The organism is Aliarcobacter skirrowii CCUG 10374 (assembly GCF_003544835.1).
Taxonomy (GTDB): domain Bacteria; phylum Campylobacterota; class Campylobacteria; order Campylobacterales; family Arcobacteraceae; genus Aliarcobacter; species Aliarcobacter skirrowii.
The window spans coordinates 1,562,125-1,579,937 of record NZ_CP032099.1 but is presented as its reverse complement, the minus strand read 5'-3'; the positions used below and the strand labels follow the sequence as shown (position 1 = coordinate 1,579,937).

Annotated in this window: 16 protein-coding genes; all 16 read right to left on the bottom strand. The window is 27.7% G+C overall.

The genetic code is table 11. The annotated features are described in order from the left end of the window. Positions 1-22: 22 nt before the first annotated feature. Positions 23-1,231 (bottom strand): acetate/propionate family kinase, encoded by a 1,209-nt coding sequence (locus ASKIR_RS08265; RefSeq protein ID WP_066350405.1) that lies wholly within the window; start codon positions 1,229-1,231, stop codon positions 23-25. Positions 1,232-1,259: 28 nt separating this feature from the next. Further along, on the bottom strand, positions 1,260-2,255 hold the full coding sequence (pta, locus tag ASKIR_RS08260; RefSeq protein WP_066350406.1) for a phosphate acetyltransferase: 996 nt from the start codon (positions 2,253-2,255) through the stop codon (positions 1,260-1,262). Positions 2,256-2,416: 161 nt separating this feature from the next. After that, complete coding sequence (locus tag ASKIR_RS08255; RefSeq protein WP_066160543.1) at positions 2,417-3,607, bottom strand: acetate/propionate family kinase; 1,191 nt, start codon at positions 3,605-3,607, stop codon at positions 2,417-2,419. A gap of 82 nt (positions 3,608-3,689) precedes the next feature. Further along, entirely contained in the window at positions 3,690-4,631 is a 942-nt protein-coding gene (locus ASKIR_RS08250; protein WP_066350407.1) for a cation diffusion facilitator family transporter, read from the bottom strand. Beyond that, positions 4,632-5,255, bottom strand: coding sequence for a 3'-5' exonuclease (locus ASKIR_RS08245; RefSeq protein WP_066350408.1), 624 nt, complete (start codon positions 5,253-5,255; stop codon positions 4,632-4,634). Continuing rightward, the gene (locus tag ASKIR_RS08240; RefSeq protein ID WP_170256937.1) at positions 5,248-7,083 is read right to left on the bottom strand and encodes a putative nucleotidyltransferase substrate binding domain-containing protein; all 1,836 of its coding nucleotides are present in this window, start codon (positions 7,081-7,083) and stop codon (positions 5,248-5,250) included. Before ASKIR_RS08240 ends, ASKIR_RS08245 begins: the two co-directional genes overlap by 8 nt. A 66-nt stretch (positions 7,084-7,149) precedes the next feature. Next, a complete protein-coding gene (locus tag ASKIR_RS08235; RefSeq protein ID WP_115588158.1) occupies positions 7,150-8,796 on the bottom strand; it encodes a cation acetate symporter in 1,647 nt (548 codons plus the stop codon). Then, complete coding sequence (locus tag ASKIR_RS08230; RefSeq protein WP_066349819.1) at positions 8,793-9,110, bottom strand: DUF485 domain-containing protein; 318 nt, start codon at positions 9,108-9,110, stop codon at positions 8,793-8,795. The genes ASKIR_RS08235 and ASKIR_RS08230 overlap by 4 nt, the downstream gene beginning before the upstream one ends. 225 nt (positions 9,111-9,335) lie before the next feature. Next, positions 9,336-10,973 (bottom strand): cation acetate symporter, encoded by a 1,638-nt coding sequence (locus ASKIR_RS08225; RefSeq protein WP_115588159.1) that lies wholly within the window; start codon positions 10,971-10,973, stop codon positions 9,336-9,338. Further along, complete coding sequence (locus ASKIR_RS08220) at positions 10,973-11,290, bottom strand: DUF485 domain-containing protein (RefSeq protein WP_066349844.1); 318 nt, start codon at positions 11,288-11,290, stop codon at positions 10,973-10,975. The genes ASKIR_RS08225 and ASKIR_RS08220 overlap by 1 nt, the downstream gene beginning before the upstream one ends. A 138-nt stretch (positions 11,291-11,428) precedes the next feature. Next, on the bottom strand, positions 11,429-12,040 hold the full coding sequence (locus ASKIR_RS08215; protein WP_066349846.1) for a 3'-5' exonuclease: 612 nt from the start codon (positions 12,038-12,040) through the stop codon (positions 11,429-11,431). A 1-nt stretch (position 12,041) separates the two neighbouring features. Continuing rightward, on the bottom strand, positions 12,042-12,587 hold the full coding sequence (locus ASKIR_RS10345; protein WP_228255680.1) for a putative nucleotidyltransferase substrate binding domain-containing protein: 546 nt from the start codon (positions 12,585-12,587) through the stop codon (positions 12,042-12,044). A gap of 63 nt (positions 12,588-12,650) precedes the next feature. Beyond that, positions 12,651-13,862, bottom strand: coding sequence for a DUF294 nucleotidyltransferase-like domain-containing protein (locus ASKIR_RS08210; RefSeq protein ID WP_228255679.1), 1,212 nt, complete (start codon positions 13,860-13,862; stop codon positions 12,651-12,653). Beyond that, the gene (locus ASKIR_RS08205; RefSeq protein ID WP_066349849.1) at positions 13,859-15,478 is read right to left on the bottom strand and encodes a VC_2705 family sodium/solute symporter; all 1,620 of its coding nucleotides are present in this window, start codon (positions 15,476-15,478) and stop codon (positions 13,859-13,861) included. The genes ASKIR_RS08210 and ASKIR_RS08205 overlap by 4 nt, the downstream gene beginning before the upstream one ends. 106 nt (positions 15,479-15,584) lie before the next feature. Continuing rightward, the gene (locus tag ASKIR_RS08200) at positions 15,585-16,247 is read right to left on the bottom strand and encodes a response regulator transcription factor (protein WP_066158742.1); all 663 of its coding nucleotides are present in this window, start codon (positions 16,245-16,247) and stop codon (positions 15,585-15,587) included. Beyond that, positions 16,228-17,811: a sensor histidine kinase gene (locus ASKIR_RS08195; RefSeq protein ID WP_066349851.1), complete on the bottom strand. Its 1,584-nt coding sequence runs from the start codon at positions 17,809-17,811 to the stop codon at positions 16,228-16,230. The genes ASKIR_RS08200 and ASKIR_RS08195 overlap by 20 nt, the downstream gene beginning before the upstream one ends. Between the last annotated feature and the right edge of the window lie 2 nt (positions 17,812-17,813).

Below are 17,813 nucleotides of genomic sequence, written 5' to 3'. Positions count from 1 at the left end.
TTTTTAAAGAGGAAAATAAAGATTATTTTCTTCTACTTCCACCAGCAACAATATTATAAGTATCATTTGCTATTACATACTCTTCTTGAGTTGGAATTACAAAGATTCTTGCAGGTGATGCATTTGTAGAGATATCTCTAGCTTCACTTGATCTAACATTGTTTTTAGTTGGATCTATTACAAGTCCCATAGCATCAAGTCCAGCACAAACTTTTTCTCTAATTAATGCTGCATTTTCACCAATTCCACCTGTAAAACAAAGTGCATCAACACCATTTAGTGCTGCAACATAAGCTCCAACATAAGATTTGATTTTATATGCAACCATATCAATAGCAAGTCTACATCTATCATCACCTTGAGCCATACCATCTAAAACTTCTCTTAAATCTGAAGATTTTCCAGAGATTCCAAGGATTCCTGATTTTTTATTCATAATATCAAGTGCTTGATCAATAGTAATATCTTCTTGTTTCATCATATATTGAATAGCTCCAGCTCCAATATCTCCAACTCTAGTTCCCATCATAAGACCTTGAACAGGAGTTAATCCCATAGATGTATCAATACATTTTCCATCAAATACAGCACTTACAGATGAACCATTTCCTAAGTGACAAACAATAATTCTAGTATTGTGTTTTTTCTCTAACATAGCTCTTGCTTCATTTGATACAAAGTAGTGGCTTGTTCCATGGAAACCATATTTTCTAATACCATGTTTTGTATATTGATCATAAGGAAGTGCATACATATACGCATAATCTGGCATAGTTTGATGAAATGCCGTATCAAATACACCAACATTTGGTTTACCTGGCATTAACTCTTGACAAATTTCAATTCCTGTAATGTTTGCAGGATTATGTAAAGGAGCTAATGGAGATAATCTTTTCATAGCATCAATTACTTCAGGAGTAATTAAAACAGAACTAGCAAACTCTTCACCACCATGAACAGTTCTATGACCGATTGCTTCAATATCATTAATTGAGTCAATAACTTTACCTTCTCCACTTGTTAGAGTAGTTAAAACAGCATTAATAGCTTCTCTGTGAGTTGGCATAGGAATATTTAAAACAAGTTTTTTCCCATCTTTATACTCATGTTTTAAAACACCATCTATACCAATTCTTTCACAAATTCCTGAAGCAAAAACTTTTTTAATAACTGGATTCATTAATTGGTATTTAACCGAAGAACTTCCTGCATTTAATACGAAAACTAACATATTTTTCCTTTTTTTGAAATTTAATTTTTTATTTAATTTGTGTTGCTGTAATAGCTACTAAATTTGAAATATCTTCAACAGAACAACCTCTTGAAAGGTCATTTACAGGTTTATTTAAACCTTGAATAATAGGTCCATGAGCCTCTGCATTTGCAAATCTTTGAACCAGTTTGTAACCTATATTTCCAGATTGTAAATCAGGGAATACTAAAATGTTTGCCTTTCCTGCAACTTTTGAATCAGGAGCTTTTTTAGAACCAACACTTGCAACAATTGCAGCATCAGCTTGAAGTTCACCATCAAATTCAAAATTTACACCTCTTTGTTTTAATATATCACAAGCATTTGTTACTTTATCAACAAGTGGATGAGCAGCACTTCCTTTTGTAGAGAAGCTTAACATTGCAACTCTTGGCTCAAGTCCAACAACACTTGCAGCAGTTGCAGCAGTTGCACTTGCAATATCTGCTAATTGTTCAGATGTTGGATCTGGAATAACAGCACAATCTGCAAATAAAATTAGACCATTGTCTCCAAATTTACCATCAGCAGTTTCCATAATAAATGTAGAAGAAACAGTATTTATTCCAGGTGCTGTTTTAATAACTTGAATTGCAGCTTTTAAAACATCAGCAGTTGGAGAGTTTGAACCTGCAACTAAACCATCAGCATCACCAAGTCTTACCATCATACAACCAAAAAATCTTGGTTCGTTTAACATTAAATTTGTAGCTTCTTCTTTTGAAAGATTTTTACTTTTTCTAAGTTCAACAAGCTCATTAATATATCTATCTATATTTGCAAATTTTTTTGGATCTATGATTTTTGCACCTTCTATATTTGCACCACATTTTGCAGAGTCTGCTTTTATAGTATCTTCATTTCCTATTAAAATGATATTTGCAGTCTTATCTTTTAAAACTTGCTCAGTAGCTTTTAAAACTCTCTCATCTTCACTTTCTGGAAGAACGATAGTTCTTAAATTTTGTTTTGCTTTTGCTTTAATATTTTCAATTAAACCCATCTTGCAATATCCTTTCTTTATTCAAATTTAGAAAAAATTATAGTTAAAAGAAATAGCATTAAAGTAGCACAAAAATAGCTTTTTTTTGAGTGAATTTTTGTAAAAAAAAGAGCAAAAATGTGTAGATTTTACATTTTGCTCTAAATTATTTTATAAGATTTTTACTTTTTTAGTAGATTATAAGTATCAGTTGCTATTACAAGTTCTTCATTTGTAGGAATAACAAAGATTTTTGTTTTAGAGTTTTTTGTATTTATCTCTTTGTTTCCTTTCTCTCTTTTTGAGTTTTTATCTTTATCAATCTCAATTCCCATAAACTCTAAACCTTCACAAACCTTTTCTCTAATTAAATCAGAGTTTTCTCCAATTCCAGCAGTAAAACAAATAGCATCAACACCATGCATAAGTCCTGCATAAGAGCATAGATATTTTTTGATTCTATCACATAACATAGTAATTGCTATTTTAGATCTTTTATCTCCATCATTAGCAGCTTTTATAACCTCTCTTAAATCTGAACTAACTCCAGAAACTCCAAGAATCCCTGATTTTTTATTTAAATAATCAAGAATTTGTGTGTGAGATAGACCTTTTTTTTCCATTAAATATGGAATAACACCAGCATCAATATCTCCACTTCTTGTACCCATTACTAAACCTTCAAGTGGAGTAAGACCCATAGAAGTGCTAATTGATTTTCCATCTTTAACAGCACAAACAGATGATCCATTTCCAAGATGACAAACGATAACTTTGCTATCTTTTTTATTTAAAAGCTTAATAGCCTCTTGTGATACATAGTAGTGACTTGTTCCATGAAATCCATATTTTCTTAAGTGATGCTCTGTATAATCAGCATAAGGAACTGCATATAAGAAGTTTTCCATTGGCATTGTTTGGTGGAATGCTGTGTCAAAAGTTACTACATTTGGAACTTTTGGCATTAACTCTTGACAAATTTTTACACCCAAAATATTTGCAGGATTATGCAAAGGAGCTAGAGGAATTAACTCCTCTATTTTTCTAATAACTTCATCATCAACAATAACAGAGCCTTTAAAATACTCTCCACCATGTACAACTCTGTGTCCAATAGCTTTTATCTCATCAATAGAGTTTATAACCTTTGTCTCATCATTTGTAAGAATTCTAAGAACTAATTCAATTGCCTCTTTGTGTGTAGGAATTGGAAGTTCAAAAGTAATTTTTTTATTCTCTCCAATTTCATGTTTTAAAATCCCATCAATACCGATTCTCTCAACTAAACCACTAGCTTTTAGCTCTTTAGACTTTATATCAATTAATTGATATTTTAGTGAAGAAGAACCTGCATTTAAAACGAAAATCAACATTTCTATCCTTTTTCTTAAATTTATATTAAAATTTATAATTAATTTTTTGAAATAATATCTAATTAAAACTTAAATAATTTTTTTATTCTGCCCACTCAAAATCAGTTGTGAAAACTATTGTAAGCCAAAGATTTGGATCCTCTTTTCCTAAATCTTTCTCTATCTCATCACGAAGCATATCCCACTCTTCAAGTTTTTTTGCTGGCCAACTTTTTGGAACTATAAAATAAAGTTCAATCTGTCTTCCTCTTCCAACTCTTGCAACATAGGCTCTAAAAGAGTCAAAGGCATATTTATTTACAATATTTTTTGCAACAATATCAACATGATTTTTTAAAGAAGATGGAGTTACAAGCAAAATATCTGCAAGTGCTTGTTTAACAGTTTTAAAAGGCATTGGAATTACTAAAATTGATACAAAAATTAGAATAAAAGGGTCAATAAATGGTGTAATCCAAGAGAGTTCTCCCTCTTTTACAAAGTACCCAAAACCAAAAGCTATAAGATAAGCAAAAGACATGGAAGCTGAAATCAACCAACTAATAGAGTCTAATTTTAAAAATTCTGAATTAATATCTTTATTTGCTTTTCTTATAAAAACTCCCAAAGTAATCTCAACTACAATAGAAATAGCAGTTATAATAATTGCATAAGAAAAGATTATCTCTCTTCCTCCAAGTAAAATACTATCAATTGCATTTATAAAAGCATAAATTGAAGCACCTATTAAAAGTATTCCATTTACTCCTAAAACAATTGGTTCAAGGTGCCAAAAGCCCATTGTAAAATGTTTTTCAAGTCTATTTGAGATAATATCTTTTGAAGTTGAAGCTGTAATTAATTTTGCAACAACAAGTGCTAAAATAGTCATTAAAGCATCTATCATTCCATAAATACTATCAAAAATAATAGTTGCAGAACTAGCTAGCAGACCAAAAATCAAACCAAGAATTGCTAAAAAAATTGTGGTAAATATAGAGAGTTTTAGTATCTCTTTTTCTGATTTAAATTTTGATAAATTCATCTATTTTATTTTTACATTTGGATGATTTTTTAGTTTTAAAAATATCATTGCAGTCATTATTGCATCATTATAAGAGTCATGATTTCCAAATTCTGGAATATCTAAATCATTTACTATAGTTTTAAATTTTAAATCTATAAAGCTTTGAGGGATTAACTCAATTTTAAAATCGTGATAAATCTCAGATACCTCTATACTTCTATTTGGTAGAGTTATTCCCAATAGTGGTTTTAGGTATTTATTTATCATATTTTTGTCAAAATCTAAAAAATATCCAACTAAAGTCCTATTTCCTATAAACTCTAAAAAATCTAAAATCACATCCTCTATTTCACATCCATTTTTTAAATCACACTCTCTTATATGGTGTATTTTGATTGATTTTTCATCTAAAGAGCTATTTTTAGGTTTAATATATCTTACAAACTTTTTACTTGAAACTATTGTATTATCTTTTATAATTACAGCACCAATAGAGATAATATCATCAATTTGTGGATCTAATCCTGTTGTTTCACAATCAAAACAAATATACTCATTTTTTAAAGGTTTATCAAATAAAAAACTATATTTTTTATCTTTTAAATTTTTTTTATTAAAGTAGTTTGAAATATTTCTAAACATAGTTAAGCTTAAAGTGGTTTTCTAATCGTTTTTTTAGTCTATTTACTATTTTAAAAGAGTCTTTTAGTAAATCTTTTTCCATAATTGTTAATCTATTTGGATTTACAAAATTATCTATCTTCTCTTTTTTATCAAGTTTCTCTAAACTAGCTTTTAGTTTTAAACTATTTAAAATATTAAATGCCATAATCAACTCTTTTGCGCTCTCATCATCTAAAACTTTTAACTCTTTTAAGCTATTTATTCTTTTTATTGTATTTGTATTTAAAACTCTGTTTTGAATACTTAAAGATCTAATTCCTTGAACAATTATAAAAATACCACCTCTTTTTATATCAATCTCATCTTTATGTTTTTCATCTTTGCTATTAAATACAAAACCATCAAAAAACCCTAAAGGAACATCAAAACTATTTATAACTCTTGCAAAATTTGTATAAAAACTTTGAGAGTTTGAAGATATTTTAAATAGATAATTTTTTAACTCTTTAATAATTTCAATATCTCCAGATACACAAAGTGCATCATAAAATATTGCAATATTCATAAAGTTATCACCACTTGGACTATTTACCCACTCATAAATAAGCTCTTTAAAATCGCTTTGTTTTCTGCACCAATATGGATTTGAAACCATTATATTTCCTTCACATCTAGGAAATCCAAAATCAACTAAAGTCTCTGTAAAAAGATGAGTAAACTCTCTTAGTTTTTCTTCACTAATAGAGCAATCATCTGAAATAATGAGTGCATTGTCTTGATCGGTTCTTAGTATTTGTTCAGCTCTTCCTTCGCTTCCCATTACAACTAAACAAGATTTTCCAATAAGCTCTTTTGGAGCTAAAAGTTTATATAGTTTATCAAGAAGTTTTTTATTTAGTTGATTTATTAATTTAGAGATAAACTCTATTTTTACACCTTTTGCATTTAGTGATTTAATTATTTTTATAAATGAGTGTGAAGCCTCTTTTAGCTCTTCTAATGTTTCAGCATTAATTATTTGATTTGAAACTGCAAAAGTATTTGTTGCAAAAAATGATGAAAGAGATATTTGATCAAGAATTCCAACAATCTCATCATGGTCATTTTTTACAACTACTCTTTTTAATCCATGTTTTGCCATTTGAAGTTGAGCATTAAATAAAAAATCATCTTCATTTATATAAATTAATCCCTTAGAAGCAATTTTTACAACCAAATCATCATAATCCATTCTATTTAAAATAACTTTTTGTCTAAAATCTGAATCAGTTACAATATACATTTCAGCATTTTCATCTTTTAATAATAGTGTTGGAATTTTCTCTTGTTTTATGATTGTAGCTGCTTCAAATATTGTTTTGTTTGTATCAACAACTACAGCTTTATGAATTTTTGCATCTTTAACTTTGGCAATCATAATATTTGCCATATCTTTATTTTTTTCATTTAAGATATTATTGTTTAACTTATCTGAAATGGATTGAAAAAAATAGTTTTCTAGTTGTTGATTTGAGCTTAAAATCTGCATAAATCTCTCTTTTTTAAGAGCGTAACAGATACTCTCTTCGATAGCCACAAAACTATTTTTACTATGATTTTTTATCAAAGATACAGAATCAAATATCTCACCTTTTGAATATACACTTAAAACTTCATCATCGTTTATCTCTTGAATTAAACCTTTTAAAACAAAATATAAAAACTCTGGATTACTATCTTGTGCTTGAACTATTGAGTTTGCTTTAAAATAGACAATATCTAGCTCTTCAACTAAATCGTCCAACTCAAATGTATTTAAATTATTAAATGGGTGAATATTTGAAATAAATTTTTTTTGCTCTTGCATACTCATCTCTCCTATATTTAAAGTAGTGCAAAATCAAAAAGAGAAGAGATTCTCTTTTTGATATTTTTAGTGTGAAACTGCTCCTGCTGAACCAATTCCAGTGTTAGCTCTAACATTTTGAGCTCTAAACATAGCTCTCTCTGCTGTAGCTCGTTTTGAGTTATCAATTATAGAGAAGAACCAAATTGAAATAAAGGCAACTGTAACAGAGAATAGTGCAGGGTGAGCATAAGGGAAAATTGCTTTTTCATTTCCTAAAATTTGTACCCAAACATTTGGACCTAAAATTACTAGAGAAACTGCTGTAATTAATCCCATAAATCCACCAATAAATGCACCTCTTGTTGTTAATTTTGACCAATAAATTGATAAAAACAAAATTGGGAAGTTAGCACTTGCAGCGATTCCAAATGCAAGTCCAACCATATATGCAATATTTTGAGACTCAAATGCAATTCCAAGTGTAACTCCAACAATACCTACAATTATAACAGTTATTTTTGAAATTTTTACAATTTTCTCATCACTTGCATTTGGATTTATAACATTCGCATAAATATCGTGTGAAATTGCACTAGCACCTGCAAGAGTTAGTCCAGAAACAACAGCCAAAATTGTAGCAAATGCAACAGCACTAATAAATCCTAAGAAAGCATTTCCACCAAGCATATGAGATAGGTGAACTGATGCCATATTAGATCCACCAAATAGTTTTCCATCAACAAAATATTGAGCACCTTCAGCACTGTTTAAAAATGCAATTGCTCCAAGTCCAACAATAGAGATAATTACCCAAAAGTATGCAACAAATCCAGTTGCATAAACAACAGATTTTCTAGCCTCTTTTGCATTTCCAACTGTAAAGAATCTCATTAGTACGTGAGGAAGACCAGCAGTTCCAAGCATTAAAGCCATACCTAAAGAGATAGCAGATACTGGATCACTTAAAAATCCACCTGGTTTTAAAATCTCTTCACCTTTTGCATGATTATTTACAGCAGTTTGAGCTAATGATTCAAAATTAAATCCAAAGTGCCATAAAACCATAATAGCCATAAATGAAACCCCAGAAAGAAGTAAAACAGCTTTAATAATTTGTACCCAAGTAGTTGCAAGCATTCCACCAAATGTTACATAAATAATCATTAGTGCTCCAACCATAAATACAGCATACTCATACTCCATACCAAATAGAATTTGAATAAGTTTTCCAGCCCCAACCATTTGCGCAATTAAGTATAAAACAACAACAGATAAAGAACCAAATGCAGCTAAAGTTCTAATCTCTTTTTGTCCTAATCTATAAGCAGCGATATCAGCAAATGTAAATTTACCTAAGTTTCTTAATTTTTCAGCCATGAAAAACAAAATTACAGGCCAACCAACTAAAAATGAAACAGCATAGATAATTCCATCATATCCATTCATATAAATAAGTCCAGATACTCCTAAAAATGCAGCTGCACTCATGTAGTCTCCAGCAATTGCTAAACCATTTTGGAATCCAGTTATTCCTCCACCAGCCGTATAGAAATCACTAGCAGATTTTGTTCTTTTAGCCGCCCAATAAGTAATTCCTAATGTTCCAACAATAAATACTAAAAACATTGCAATTGCTGCAAGATTTAAATCTCTTTTACCCTCAAAAGTTGCATCACCTGCAGCAAAAAGAGTAAGTGAAGTTAAAAAAAGTAGAGTTATTATTCTAATCATAAAAACTCCCTTACATCTTTTTTAATTCCATTTGTAAGATCATCAAACTCACCATTTGCCCGTCTTACATAAATTAGCGTTGTTAAAAAGCTAATAACTAAAATTGCTAATGCAATAGGAAATGCAATAGTTGTTATATAACCTTCTGCTACTTTTATTGCAAATAGATCTTTATTAAATGCAACTACTGTGATAAATGAATAAAACATTACCAAAACAAAAATTCCTAATTTTAAAGCTAATGAGTTTCTTTTAGAAACCAGCTCTTTATATTTAGGATTTGACTCTATTAGATCAACTAATTTCTCATCCATACTATATCTTCTCCTGCGACTTTTTATTTTTGTCAATTGACAAAGTAGTATGATTATACAAAGAAAATTTTATTTTTCAATTGTAAAGTAGTTTTATAGAGTATTTTAAATATAAATGGATGTAAAAAAGTAACAAAAAATGATAAATAAATTATTAAAATTAATAGTATAAATTAAGTTAATATTAAGATACTAAAGAGAGGAGATCTCTCTTTAGAAATTTTATTAGTGTGATACAGCTCCATCAGCACCAATTCCAGTTTCAGCTCTAATTTTTTGAGCTTCAAATCCAGCTTTATCCTCTTCTGCTCTAGCTGATTTATCAGTGATTGAGAAGAACCAAATTCCAATAAACGCTGCAAGAATTGAGAATAGTGCAGGTTGAGTATATGGGAATATAGCAGTTTCAAATCCAAAGATACCTACCCATACAGTTTTACTTAGTATAACTAATACAACAGCTGTAATAAGACCAATGAATCCACCAATAAATGCACCTCTAGTTGTTAATTTTGACCAATAAATTGATAAAAATAAAATTGGGAAGTTCGCACTTGCAGCAATAGCAAATGCAAGACCAACCATGAATGCAATATTTTGATTTTCAAATGCAAATCCTAATAAAATTGCAACAATACCAATTACAAGAACTGTTCTTTTAGAAACTTTCATCTCTTCAGCATCTGTAGCTTGACCTTTTCTAATAACGATTGCATATAAATCGTGTGCAATTGAGTTAGAAGCAGCAAGTGTAAGACCAGCAACAACTGCTAGAATTGTAGCAAATGAAACAGCAGCAATAAATCCTAAGAATACAGAACCACCAACAGCTTCAGATAAGTGAACTGCAGCCATATTGTTTCCACCAATTAATTTACCAGCTTCATCAAAGAATATAGCACCTTCAGGAGTATTTAGGAAAACAATAGCACCTAAACCAACAACTCCAATAATTAAGTAGAAGTAACCAACAAAACCAGTTGCATAAACAACAGATTTTCTAGCCTCTTTAGCATTTCCAACTGTAAAGAATCTCATAAGAATATGAGGTAAACCAGCAGTTCCAAGCATTAAAGCAAGTCCTAATGATATAGCAGAAACAGGATCAGATACGAATGGACCTGGTCTTAAAATAGCTTCACCTTTAGCATGTATACTTACAGCTTCAGTTGCTAATGAAACAAATGAGAATCCATAGTGATATAAAACCATAATAGCGATAAATGTTACACCTGATAATAGTAATACAGCTTTAATAATTTGTACCCAAGTAGTTGCAAGCATACCACCAAAAGTTACATAAATAATCATTAAAGCTCCAACTAAAATAACAGACCAAGCGTAAGGAATATGGAATAATACTTCAATTAGTTTTCCAGCTCCAACCATTTGAGCAATTAAATAGAAAGTTACAACTGATAAAGAACCAAATGCAGCTAAAACTCTTATTTTTTGTTCATCAAGTCTATATGCAGCGATATCTGTAAAGTTGAATTTACCTAAGTTTCTTAATTTCTCAGCCATTAAGAATAGAATAATTGGCCAACCAACTAAGAATCCAATAGCATAAATCATACCATCAAAACCGTGTAGGAAAATCATTCCAGAAATACCAAGAAAAGAAGCAGCAGACATATAATCTCCAGCAATAGCTAGACCATTTTGAAATCCAGTGATTCCTCCACCTGCTGTATAGAAATCTGAAGCAGATTTTGTTTTACTAGCAGCCCATTTTGTAATACCCATTGTAGCAACGATAAATACAAAAAACATAATAACAGCAGGAATATTAACTGCGTTCTCTCCATCACCTGCAAATAGTGCTAATGATGATAACCCTAATAAAGATAATATTTTCAACATTACATAATATCCTTTACATCATTTTTAATTGACATTTCTAAGTCTTCAAACTCACCATTCGCTCTTACAACATAAATTAGTGTTGTAATAAATGCAATTATAATAATTGTAACTGCAATCGGCCAAGCAACAGTCATAACACCCTCAGCTGAAAGTTTTGTTGCAAAAAACTCTTTGTTGAATGCTATAGTTAAAACGAAACCGTAATAAACTACTAACACAAAAATAGCTAATTTAATAGCAAAAGAACTTCTTTTTGAAACAAGTTCATGGTATTTAGGATTAGCTTTAATCCTTTCTACTAATTTGTTATCCATTTTTTCTCCTAAAATAAGATTAACTGAAATATTAAAGTATTTTAGTTGCAAAAGCATAGCATTTGAAAAAAGATTTGAAATAAATGATATAGATTTACTAAAAGCCTATAAAATAGGCTTTAAATTGATAAAAAGAATCTATTTTTTTAAATATTTTTTTAGTTTTAAGAAAATCATAGCAGTCATAATAGCATCATTTAATGCATCATGTTTACCTAAAGTTGGAATATTGAGATTTTTCATAATAGTGTCAAATTTTAAATCTATAAAACCGTAGTTATCTTTTGATTTTTTTGTATCATAATATATTGATGATACCTCTATTTTTTCATTTGGTAGTTTTATACCAAGTAAATTTTTTGTATATTTTGAGATAATTGTTGCATCAAAATCTATATAGTAACCAACAATAGGACGAGATCCTATAAATTCAAGTAGTTTATATATAGCTTCATTTGGTTCTATTGCATTTTCTAAATCAATCTCTCTTAAGTGGTGAACTTTAATTGATTCTATATTTATACTTTTTGATGGTTTTAAATATATATTAAATGTATTTCTCATAAGAACTTTATTCTCTTTAACTAAAACAGCACCAATAGATAAAATCTCATCTTTTTTTGGATTTAATCCTGTAGTTTCACAATCTAAACTAACATACTCTTCAAACGGTGGCTCATCAAATAAAAAATCAAATCTTTTATCTAATAGCTTTTTTCTATTCCATGATTTTAAAATTTTTTTAAACATTTTAATAAATCTTATCTAGTTTAAATACATAGCTTACAAAGTTTTTAAACTCATTTGCAATTTTAAGACTCTCTTTTAGTAAATCTCTCTCTATTTTTCCAATCTCATTTGCATTTATATTGTTGTTTAACTCTTGATTTTGTTGAATAAGCTCTAGTTGATGTCTTAATCTTATTGTGTTTGCTATTTCAAGTGCTTCAAGAATCTCTGCGCTCATTTTTTTATCTAAAATATTTTTCTGTTCTAAAAGTTGAATTCTTTTTACAGTTGTTGTCTCTTTAATTCCCTCTCTTAAAGAAAAACTTCTAATTCCGTGAATAATTGGGAATATAACTGCTTTTTTAATATTTATTAAATCATTTTTCCCCATAAAATTTGATACAGTTGTTGGGGTATCAAATGCCGTTGTTGATTTTGCAAAATATGCCAAAAATATTGCACTATGTTTTTTTGAGTATAGAATATTTTTTAAATCAATTAAAAGATTTTTGTCCCCAGCAACAGCATAAGAGTCTATAAATATTGCTAAATCTAAAAAATCTTTCATATTTGAGCTATTGTTTAACCATTTATTTAAATCATTTTTAAAATCACTATAATTTTTGCACCATTATGGATTTGAAACCATAATATTTCCTTTACAAGGTGGATACCCTAAGAAAATGAGTGCATCAGTAATTTTTTGCATATAAGGTCTGTATTGTTCTACATCAATACCATCTTTTACTATTAAAGCATTATCTTGATCATTTTTTATAATCTGTTCATTTCTTCCTTCACTTCCCATTACAAAAATACAAGAGCTGTTTTGTAAATCTTCTGGAACTATAAGTGAGTAAACTTTTTGATATAGTTTTGTATTTAATTGACCAATTAAATTAGAGATATGATGTATTTTTACACCTTTTGCTTGTAAAGATGTAATAATATCCATAAAATCTTTTGTTGCCTCTTTTAAATTTTCAATACTCTTTGCACTATTGATTTTTGATTCAATTACATAAGTATGATTTGCAAAGTGAGATAATATATCTATTTGTTCTAAAACTCCAACCATATTTTTATTATCATCAACAACACCAACTCTTTTTATATTTTTTTTAACTAAAATTGTAAGAGCATCAAACAGATAATCATTTTTATTAATTGTTAAAAGTGGAAAGATAGCAATATCTTTTACAGGTATTGTTAAATCTCTTCCTTGAAGTAAAACTTTTACTTTTAAAAGCGAATCAGTTATTATTCCATACTCTTTATTTTCACCTTCAACTATAATTGTTGAAGTTTTAAACTGCATTGATTTTTCAATGGCATCTATTAGTTTTGTATCTTTTTTTACAATACAAGCCTCGTGAATTAGAGTATCTTGAACTTTTGCAATCATAAAAGATGATAGTTGAGATGCATTCTCTTTCTCTTTTAAAGTTCTTAATTTATTTACTAAATCTTTTAAGAAGAAATCTTTAAATTCCTGATTTGCATCTATTAAATTTAAAAACATTTTTTTATCTAATTCATAACAAATTAGCTCCTCATTTACTTTAAAAGTATTTGAACATTTATTATAAATAAGTGAGTTTGAATCAAAAGTATCTTCACTTTGATAATCCATAACTACTACATTATCGCTATTGTATTCAAAAACTGAACCTTTTATAATTAAAAAAAAGTGATTGGGAATATTGTTTGGACTTATTAAAATAGTTCCTTTTGGATAATAAGCTATATCCATATGCTCAAGACATTTTGCCATTTGGCTTGGGCTTAAAACTTCAAAAGGGTGGATTTTTGATAAAAAAACCTCTTGATCTTGAATACTCATCTTATCTCCTTAGATTTTTTATTTTTTGAAAATATAAATTTTGATGCAATTATTGCTATAAAAAAGTTTAAAAATGCTCCAACTATTCCAATTGATTCTGGTATTAAATACAAAAAGTAATTACTCTGCTCAACTTTAAAATTATAGACAATTGTGTAAATAACTACAAATAAAAAAGATATTAAAAGAGCAAAAAATATTGATTTTTTATCTATATTTTTAAAAATAGTTAAAATAATTGTTGGAAACAAAGTTGCTGCACTAATACTAAAAGCCAAAAGAACTATTTGTAAAATAGTGTAACTATTATTTATTTGTAATAAAGTTGCGAATACAATTAAAATAGCTAAAATAGAGTTTAATTTAAGTTTTGATATTTTTTTATTGTTTGGTAAAAATTCATTTACTAAAGTCGCTTTTATTAATAGTAAAAGTCCTGTAATTGTTGATAAAGTTGCAGCAAGTGCACCTGAAATTACTAAAGCAATTACCCAATTTGGCATATTATTAACTTCACTATTTAGTAAAAAGATTGTATCTGGATCTATTTTTAACTCATTTAAAGTTACAAGATTGTCACTATTTTCATCACTATATTTTACTAAATTTGTATCTTCCCAAGTTTTAAGCCACTTACCATAGATTTGCTCATTTTTATCATTTATAAATTCATCTTTTATAAAAGATTTATACTCTACATTTGAGATATTTTTTGAAAAATTTATGTATGAAAGTGCTGGTAATGATATTAAAAAAGAGTATATTAAAGCTATAAAAACAGTTGCCCAAATTGCACTTTTTTTGCTATTTTCAACACTACTTGTATGAAAAAATTTTGTTAAAATATGTGGTAAAGTAGCAACTCCAAGAGCTAAAGATATAGTTAAAAAAGTAGTAGTTAAAAAGCTACTCTCTTTTAAAGATATATTAAAACTATTTTGAATTTCAACTACTAAATTTTCTGTATTTTGTATAGATGAAAAGATTGCAAGTTGAGGGATAAAACTATTTGTTAATGATATAGTTAAAAATATAATTGGAGTTGCAAAAGAGAAAAGAATAATAATATATTGAAGAATATAAGAGTAAGAGAACTCTTTTTTACCAAATATAGTTGCATAAAAAAAAGTTAAAATTGATGCAAAAAGTAAAGCAAGTGTAAACTCTATTTGAAAAATTCTTGAAAAGATTATTCCAGTTGCCTTTATTTGAGCGCAAAGATATAAAAAAGATATAGCTAAAATTATAAAAGCAGATAGTTTTTTAATCTCTAAACTACTATATTTTATATCAAAAAATGATGGAATAGATAGTTCATTTTTCTCTCTTATTTTTGGAGCAATGATAAATATGAGTATAAAAAATCCTGAAATAATTCCTACAATAATATAGTTTGTAAGTGAATAAGAGTATAAAAAAATACCAGCAAAAGAGATAAATGTAGCTGCACTTATAAAATCAACAGCTATAGAAAGACCATTTGAAATAGTTTTATTATTGGCTTTTTTTACAATATAAAAATCTTTTGTAGATGTAGATTTTGTCCAAAGGGCTATTCCAAAATATATTGTAAATGATATTCCTACAAAAAGATATATTAAAGATTGAAGTTCCATTAAAAAGAGTTCCTAAAATATGTAAAATTTAATATTAAATTATTTAAAAATTAAGGCCTATTATATTTAAAATATATAGCAAAAGCATAGCAAAATAGGAAACTTATTAAATAGAGTAGTATCTATCTATTTTATATCCCAAACCTCTTATATTTTTTATAAAATCCTCTTTTAAACTCTTTTTTAATCTTGAAATTTCAGCTCTAATTGTAGGATTATCAATGTTTTCACTATCCCAAACATCAATTCTAAACTGTTCAAAATCTACAATCATATTTATATTTAATGCTAAAATATGGATTATCTCTAACTGTTTTTTTGTAAGATTTTGTGGTTCGCCATTAAAATAAAGAGTCTGTTTATCTTTTGAGTAAGAGTAGTTCTCTGAAAATTTGATATGGCTTGTATCTCTTTGCTCTTTTTTTAAAATTAAGTTTATTTTAATTCCTAACTCTTCAAGATGAAAAGGTTTTTTAAGATACTCTCTAGCTCCTAAACTATATGCTTTTGTAATATCTTCTATATCAATTTGAGCTGAAATGAAAATTGTTGGAATATGAATTTTCTTACTATTTAACTCATCTAAAATCATAAATCCATCTTTTGTAGGAACATTTACATCAAGAATTAATAAATCGTATCTATTTTCAATATTATCTAAAACATCTTGTCCATCAAAATAGCTATCAACCATATGACCTATGTTTTTTAGATATTCAGTTATTGTATTGTTTAGCATCAATTCATCTTCAAGTAGTAGTATTTTCATTTAGTTTAAACCTATATATAAATTTTGTATCTTTTGTATCTGATAGAACTTTGATTATAACTAAATTCTTATCACAAATCTCTTTTACTATTTTTAAGCCAAGTCCAAATCCACCTCTTGCTTGATTCTCTCTATAAAAATCTTCAAAAATTTTATCAATATAATCTATTTTTTTAGAAGAGGTTGTAATTGAAAGTTCAACCTCTTCATCATCTACATAAAATAGTTTAATATATATTGGAGATCTTGCAAACGAGTATTTAACCGCATTTGATAAATTATTATCAATTACTCTTTGAAGTTCAATAGAGTTAAATTTTATATAAACATCCTCTTCAATGTTTTTTATAAAATATAAGCTATTTGATTTTACAATCTCTTCAAAAAAAGTTAATCTATTCTCTAAAATTTCACTAAAATTAAGGTACTCTTTCTCATAAATAACTCTATCTTTTTTAATTAAATATGATAAATCATCATAAATATATTGAATTATTTTACTTCCAGCTTCAATATTTGTAATATAGCTATTATCTTCAACTTTCATTTTAAGAAGATCTATATTTGTTCTAATAATTGATAAAGGTGTATTTATCTCATGAACAGAGTTTTTTATAAATTTCTTTTGACTCTCAACAAGCTCTGATAACTCTTTTGTTTTCTCCTCAACTTTTTCCTCTAGGTTTTTATTTAAGCCTTCTAAAATATTTGTTTTTAGTTTTATATTGCTTATTGCATCAAATGCAAAATTAGCAATAACTTTAAACTCTCCAAATATAAATCTACTTTGATTTATAGGTTCATTTTTCTCCTGAGCCTCTTTAAAATATTTTCCTATTTCAGTAACATCTTTTACAATTAAAATAGTTGCGTTTTTATATATAAATATTGAGTATAAAATAAGTAAAATTGTCATAGAAACAATTTGCAAAGTATAGTTTGAGATTTTTTTGTTGTACTCTTGCTCTTTTTGTCTAATTAGCTTATCAATCTCATCTAAATAGACACCTTTTCCAATAGTCCAAGAAAATGGTTCATAAGATATAACATAAGATATTTTATTTCTCTCTTTGGTAATTTCAGGTTTTGTCCAAAAGTAGTTTACAAATCCACCATCACTGTTTTTAGATGTTTCAATTAGCTCTTTGACTACCTCTTTTTTATTACTATCTGTAAAATTTAAGAAATTTTTACCAATATTTGATTTATCTGTTGAATTATCTATTAAAACACCACTAAAATCATAAATAAATATATACTCATTTGAGTTCTCATTTAAATTTATTTTATTTAGTATATAGATTATCTCTTTTTTAATCTCATCTTTTGATTTTAAATTTTTATTCTCTTCGTAGTAAAACTCTATAAATTTTAAACTGTTTTTTATATGACTTTTTAAAATCTCTTTTTGACTATTTGAATAATCCTCTTTTAGAGTGATAATTTTTTCTTGAAGTTCATCGTGTGCATTATTTATTATAATAAAAGTAAAAAATGCAATAAGTAAAACAATAAAAAAAATACTATAGACAATTAGATGATAAAGAGATTTCGCTTTTAACATTT

What these genes read in the sequence shown, in the direction of transcription:
- pta (WP_066350406.1), bottom strand. Translation starts at nt 2,255, where the DNA reads ATGGGTTTAATTGAAAATATTAAAGCAAAAGCAAAACAAAATTTAAGA.
- ASKIR_RS08265 (WP_066350405.1), bottom strand. Translation starts at nt 1,231, where the DNA reads ATGTTAGTTTTCGTATTAAATGCAGGAAGTTCTTCGGTTAAATACCAA.
- ASKIR_RS08205 (WP_066349849.1), bottom strand. Translation starts at nt 15,478, where the DNA reads ATGGAACTTCAATCTTTAATATATCTTTTTGTAGGAATATCATTTACA.
- ASKIR_RS08195 (WP_066349851.1), bottom strand. Translation starts at nt 17,811, where the DNA reads ATGTTAAAAGCGAAATCTCTTTATCATCTAATTGTCTATAGTATTTTT.
- ASKIR_RS08200 (WP_066158742.1), bottom strand. Translation starts at nt 16,247, where the DNA reads ATGAAAATACTACTACTTGAAGATGAATTGATGCTAAACAATACAATA.
- ASKIR_RS08210 (WP_228255679.1), bottom strand. Translation starts at nt 13,862, where the DNA reads ATGAGTATTCAAGATCAAGAGGTTTTTTTATCAAAAATCCACCCTTTT.
- ASKIR_RS08255 (WP_066160543.1), bottom strand. Translation starts at nt 3,607, where the DNA reads ATGTTGATTTTCGTTTTAAATGCAGGTTCTTCTTCACTAAAATATCAA.
- ASKIR_RS08235 (WP_115588158.1), bottom strand. Translation starts at nt 8,796, where the DNA reads ATGATTAGAATAATAACTCTACTTTTTTTAACTTCACTTACTCTTTTT.
- ASKIR_RS08225 (WP_115588159.1), bottom strand. Translation starts at nt 10,973, where the DNA reads ATGTTGAAAATATTATCTTTATTAGGGTTATCATCATTAGCACTATTT.
- ASKIR_RS08230 (WP_066349819.1), bottom strand. Translation starts at nt 9,110, where the DNA reads ATGGATGAGAAATTAGTTGATCTAATAGAGTCAAATCCTAAATATAAA.
- ASKIR_RS08245 (WP_066350408.1), bottom strand. Translation starts at nt 5,255, where the DNA reads ATGTTTAGAAATATTTCAAACTACTTTAATAAAAAAAATTTAAAAGAT.
- ASKIR_RS10345 (WP_228255680.1), bottom strand. Translation starts at nt 12,587, where the DNA reads ATGAAAGATTTTTTAGATTTAGCAATATTTATAGACTCTTATGCTGTT.
- ASKIR_RS08215 (WP_066349846.1), bottom strand. Translation starts at nt 12,040, where the DNA reads ATGTTTAAAAAAATTTTAAAATCATGGAATAGAAAAAAGCTATTAGAT.
- ASKIR_RS08240 (WP_170256937.1), bottom strand. Translation starts at nt 7,083, where the DNA reads ATGCAAGAGCAAAAAAAATTTATTTCAAATATTCACCCATTTAATAAT.
- ASKIR_RS08250 (WP_066350407.1), bottom strand. Translation starts at nt 4,631, where the DNA reads ATGAATTTATCAAAATTTAAATCAGAAAAAGAGATACTAAAACTCTCT.
- ASKIR_RS08220 (WP_066349844.1), bottom strand. Translation starts at nt 11,290, where the DNA reads ATGGATAACAAATTAGTAGAAAGGATTAAAGCTAATCCTAAATACCAT.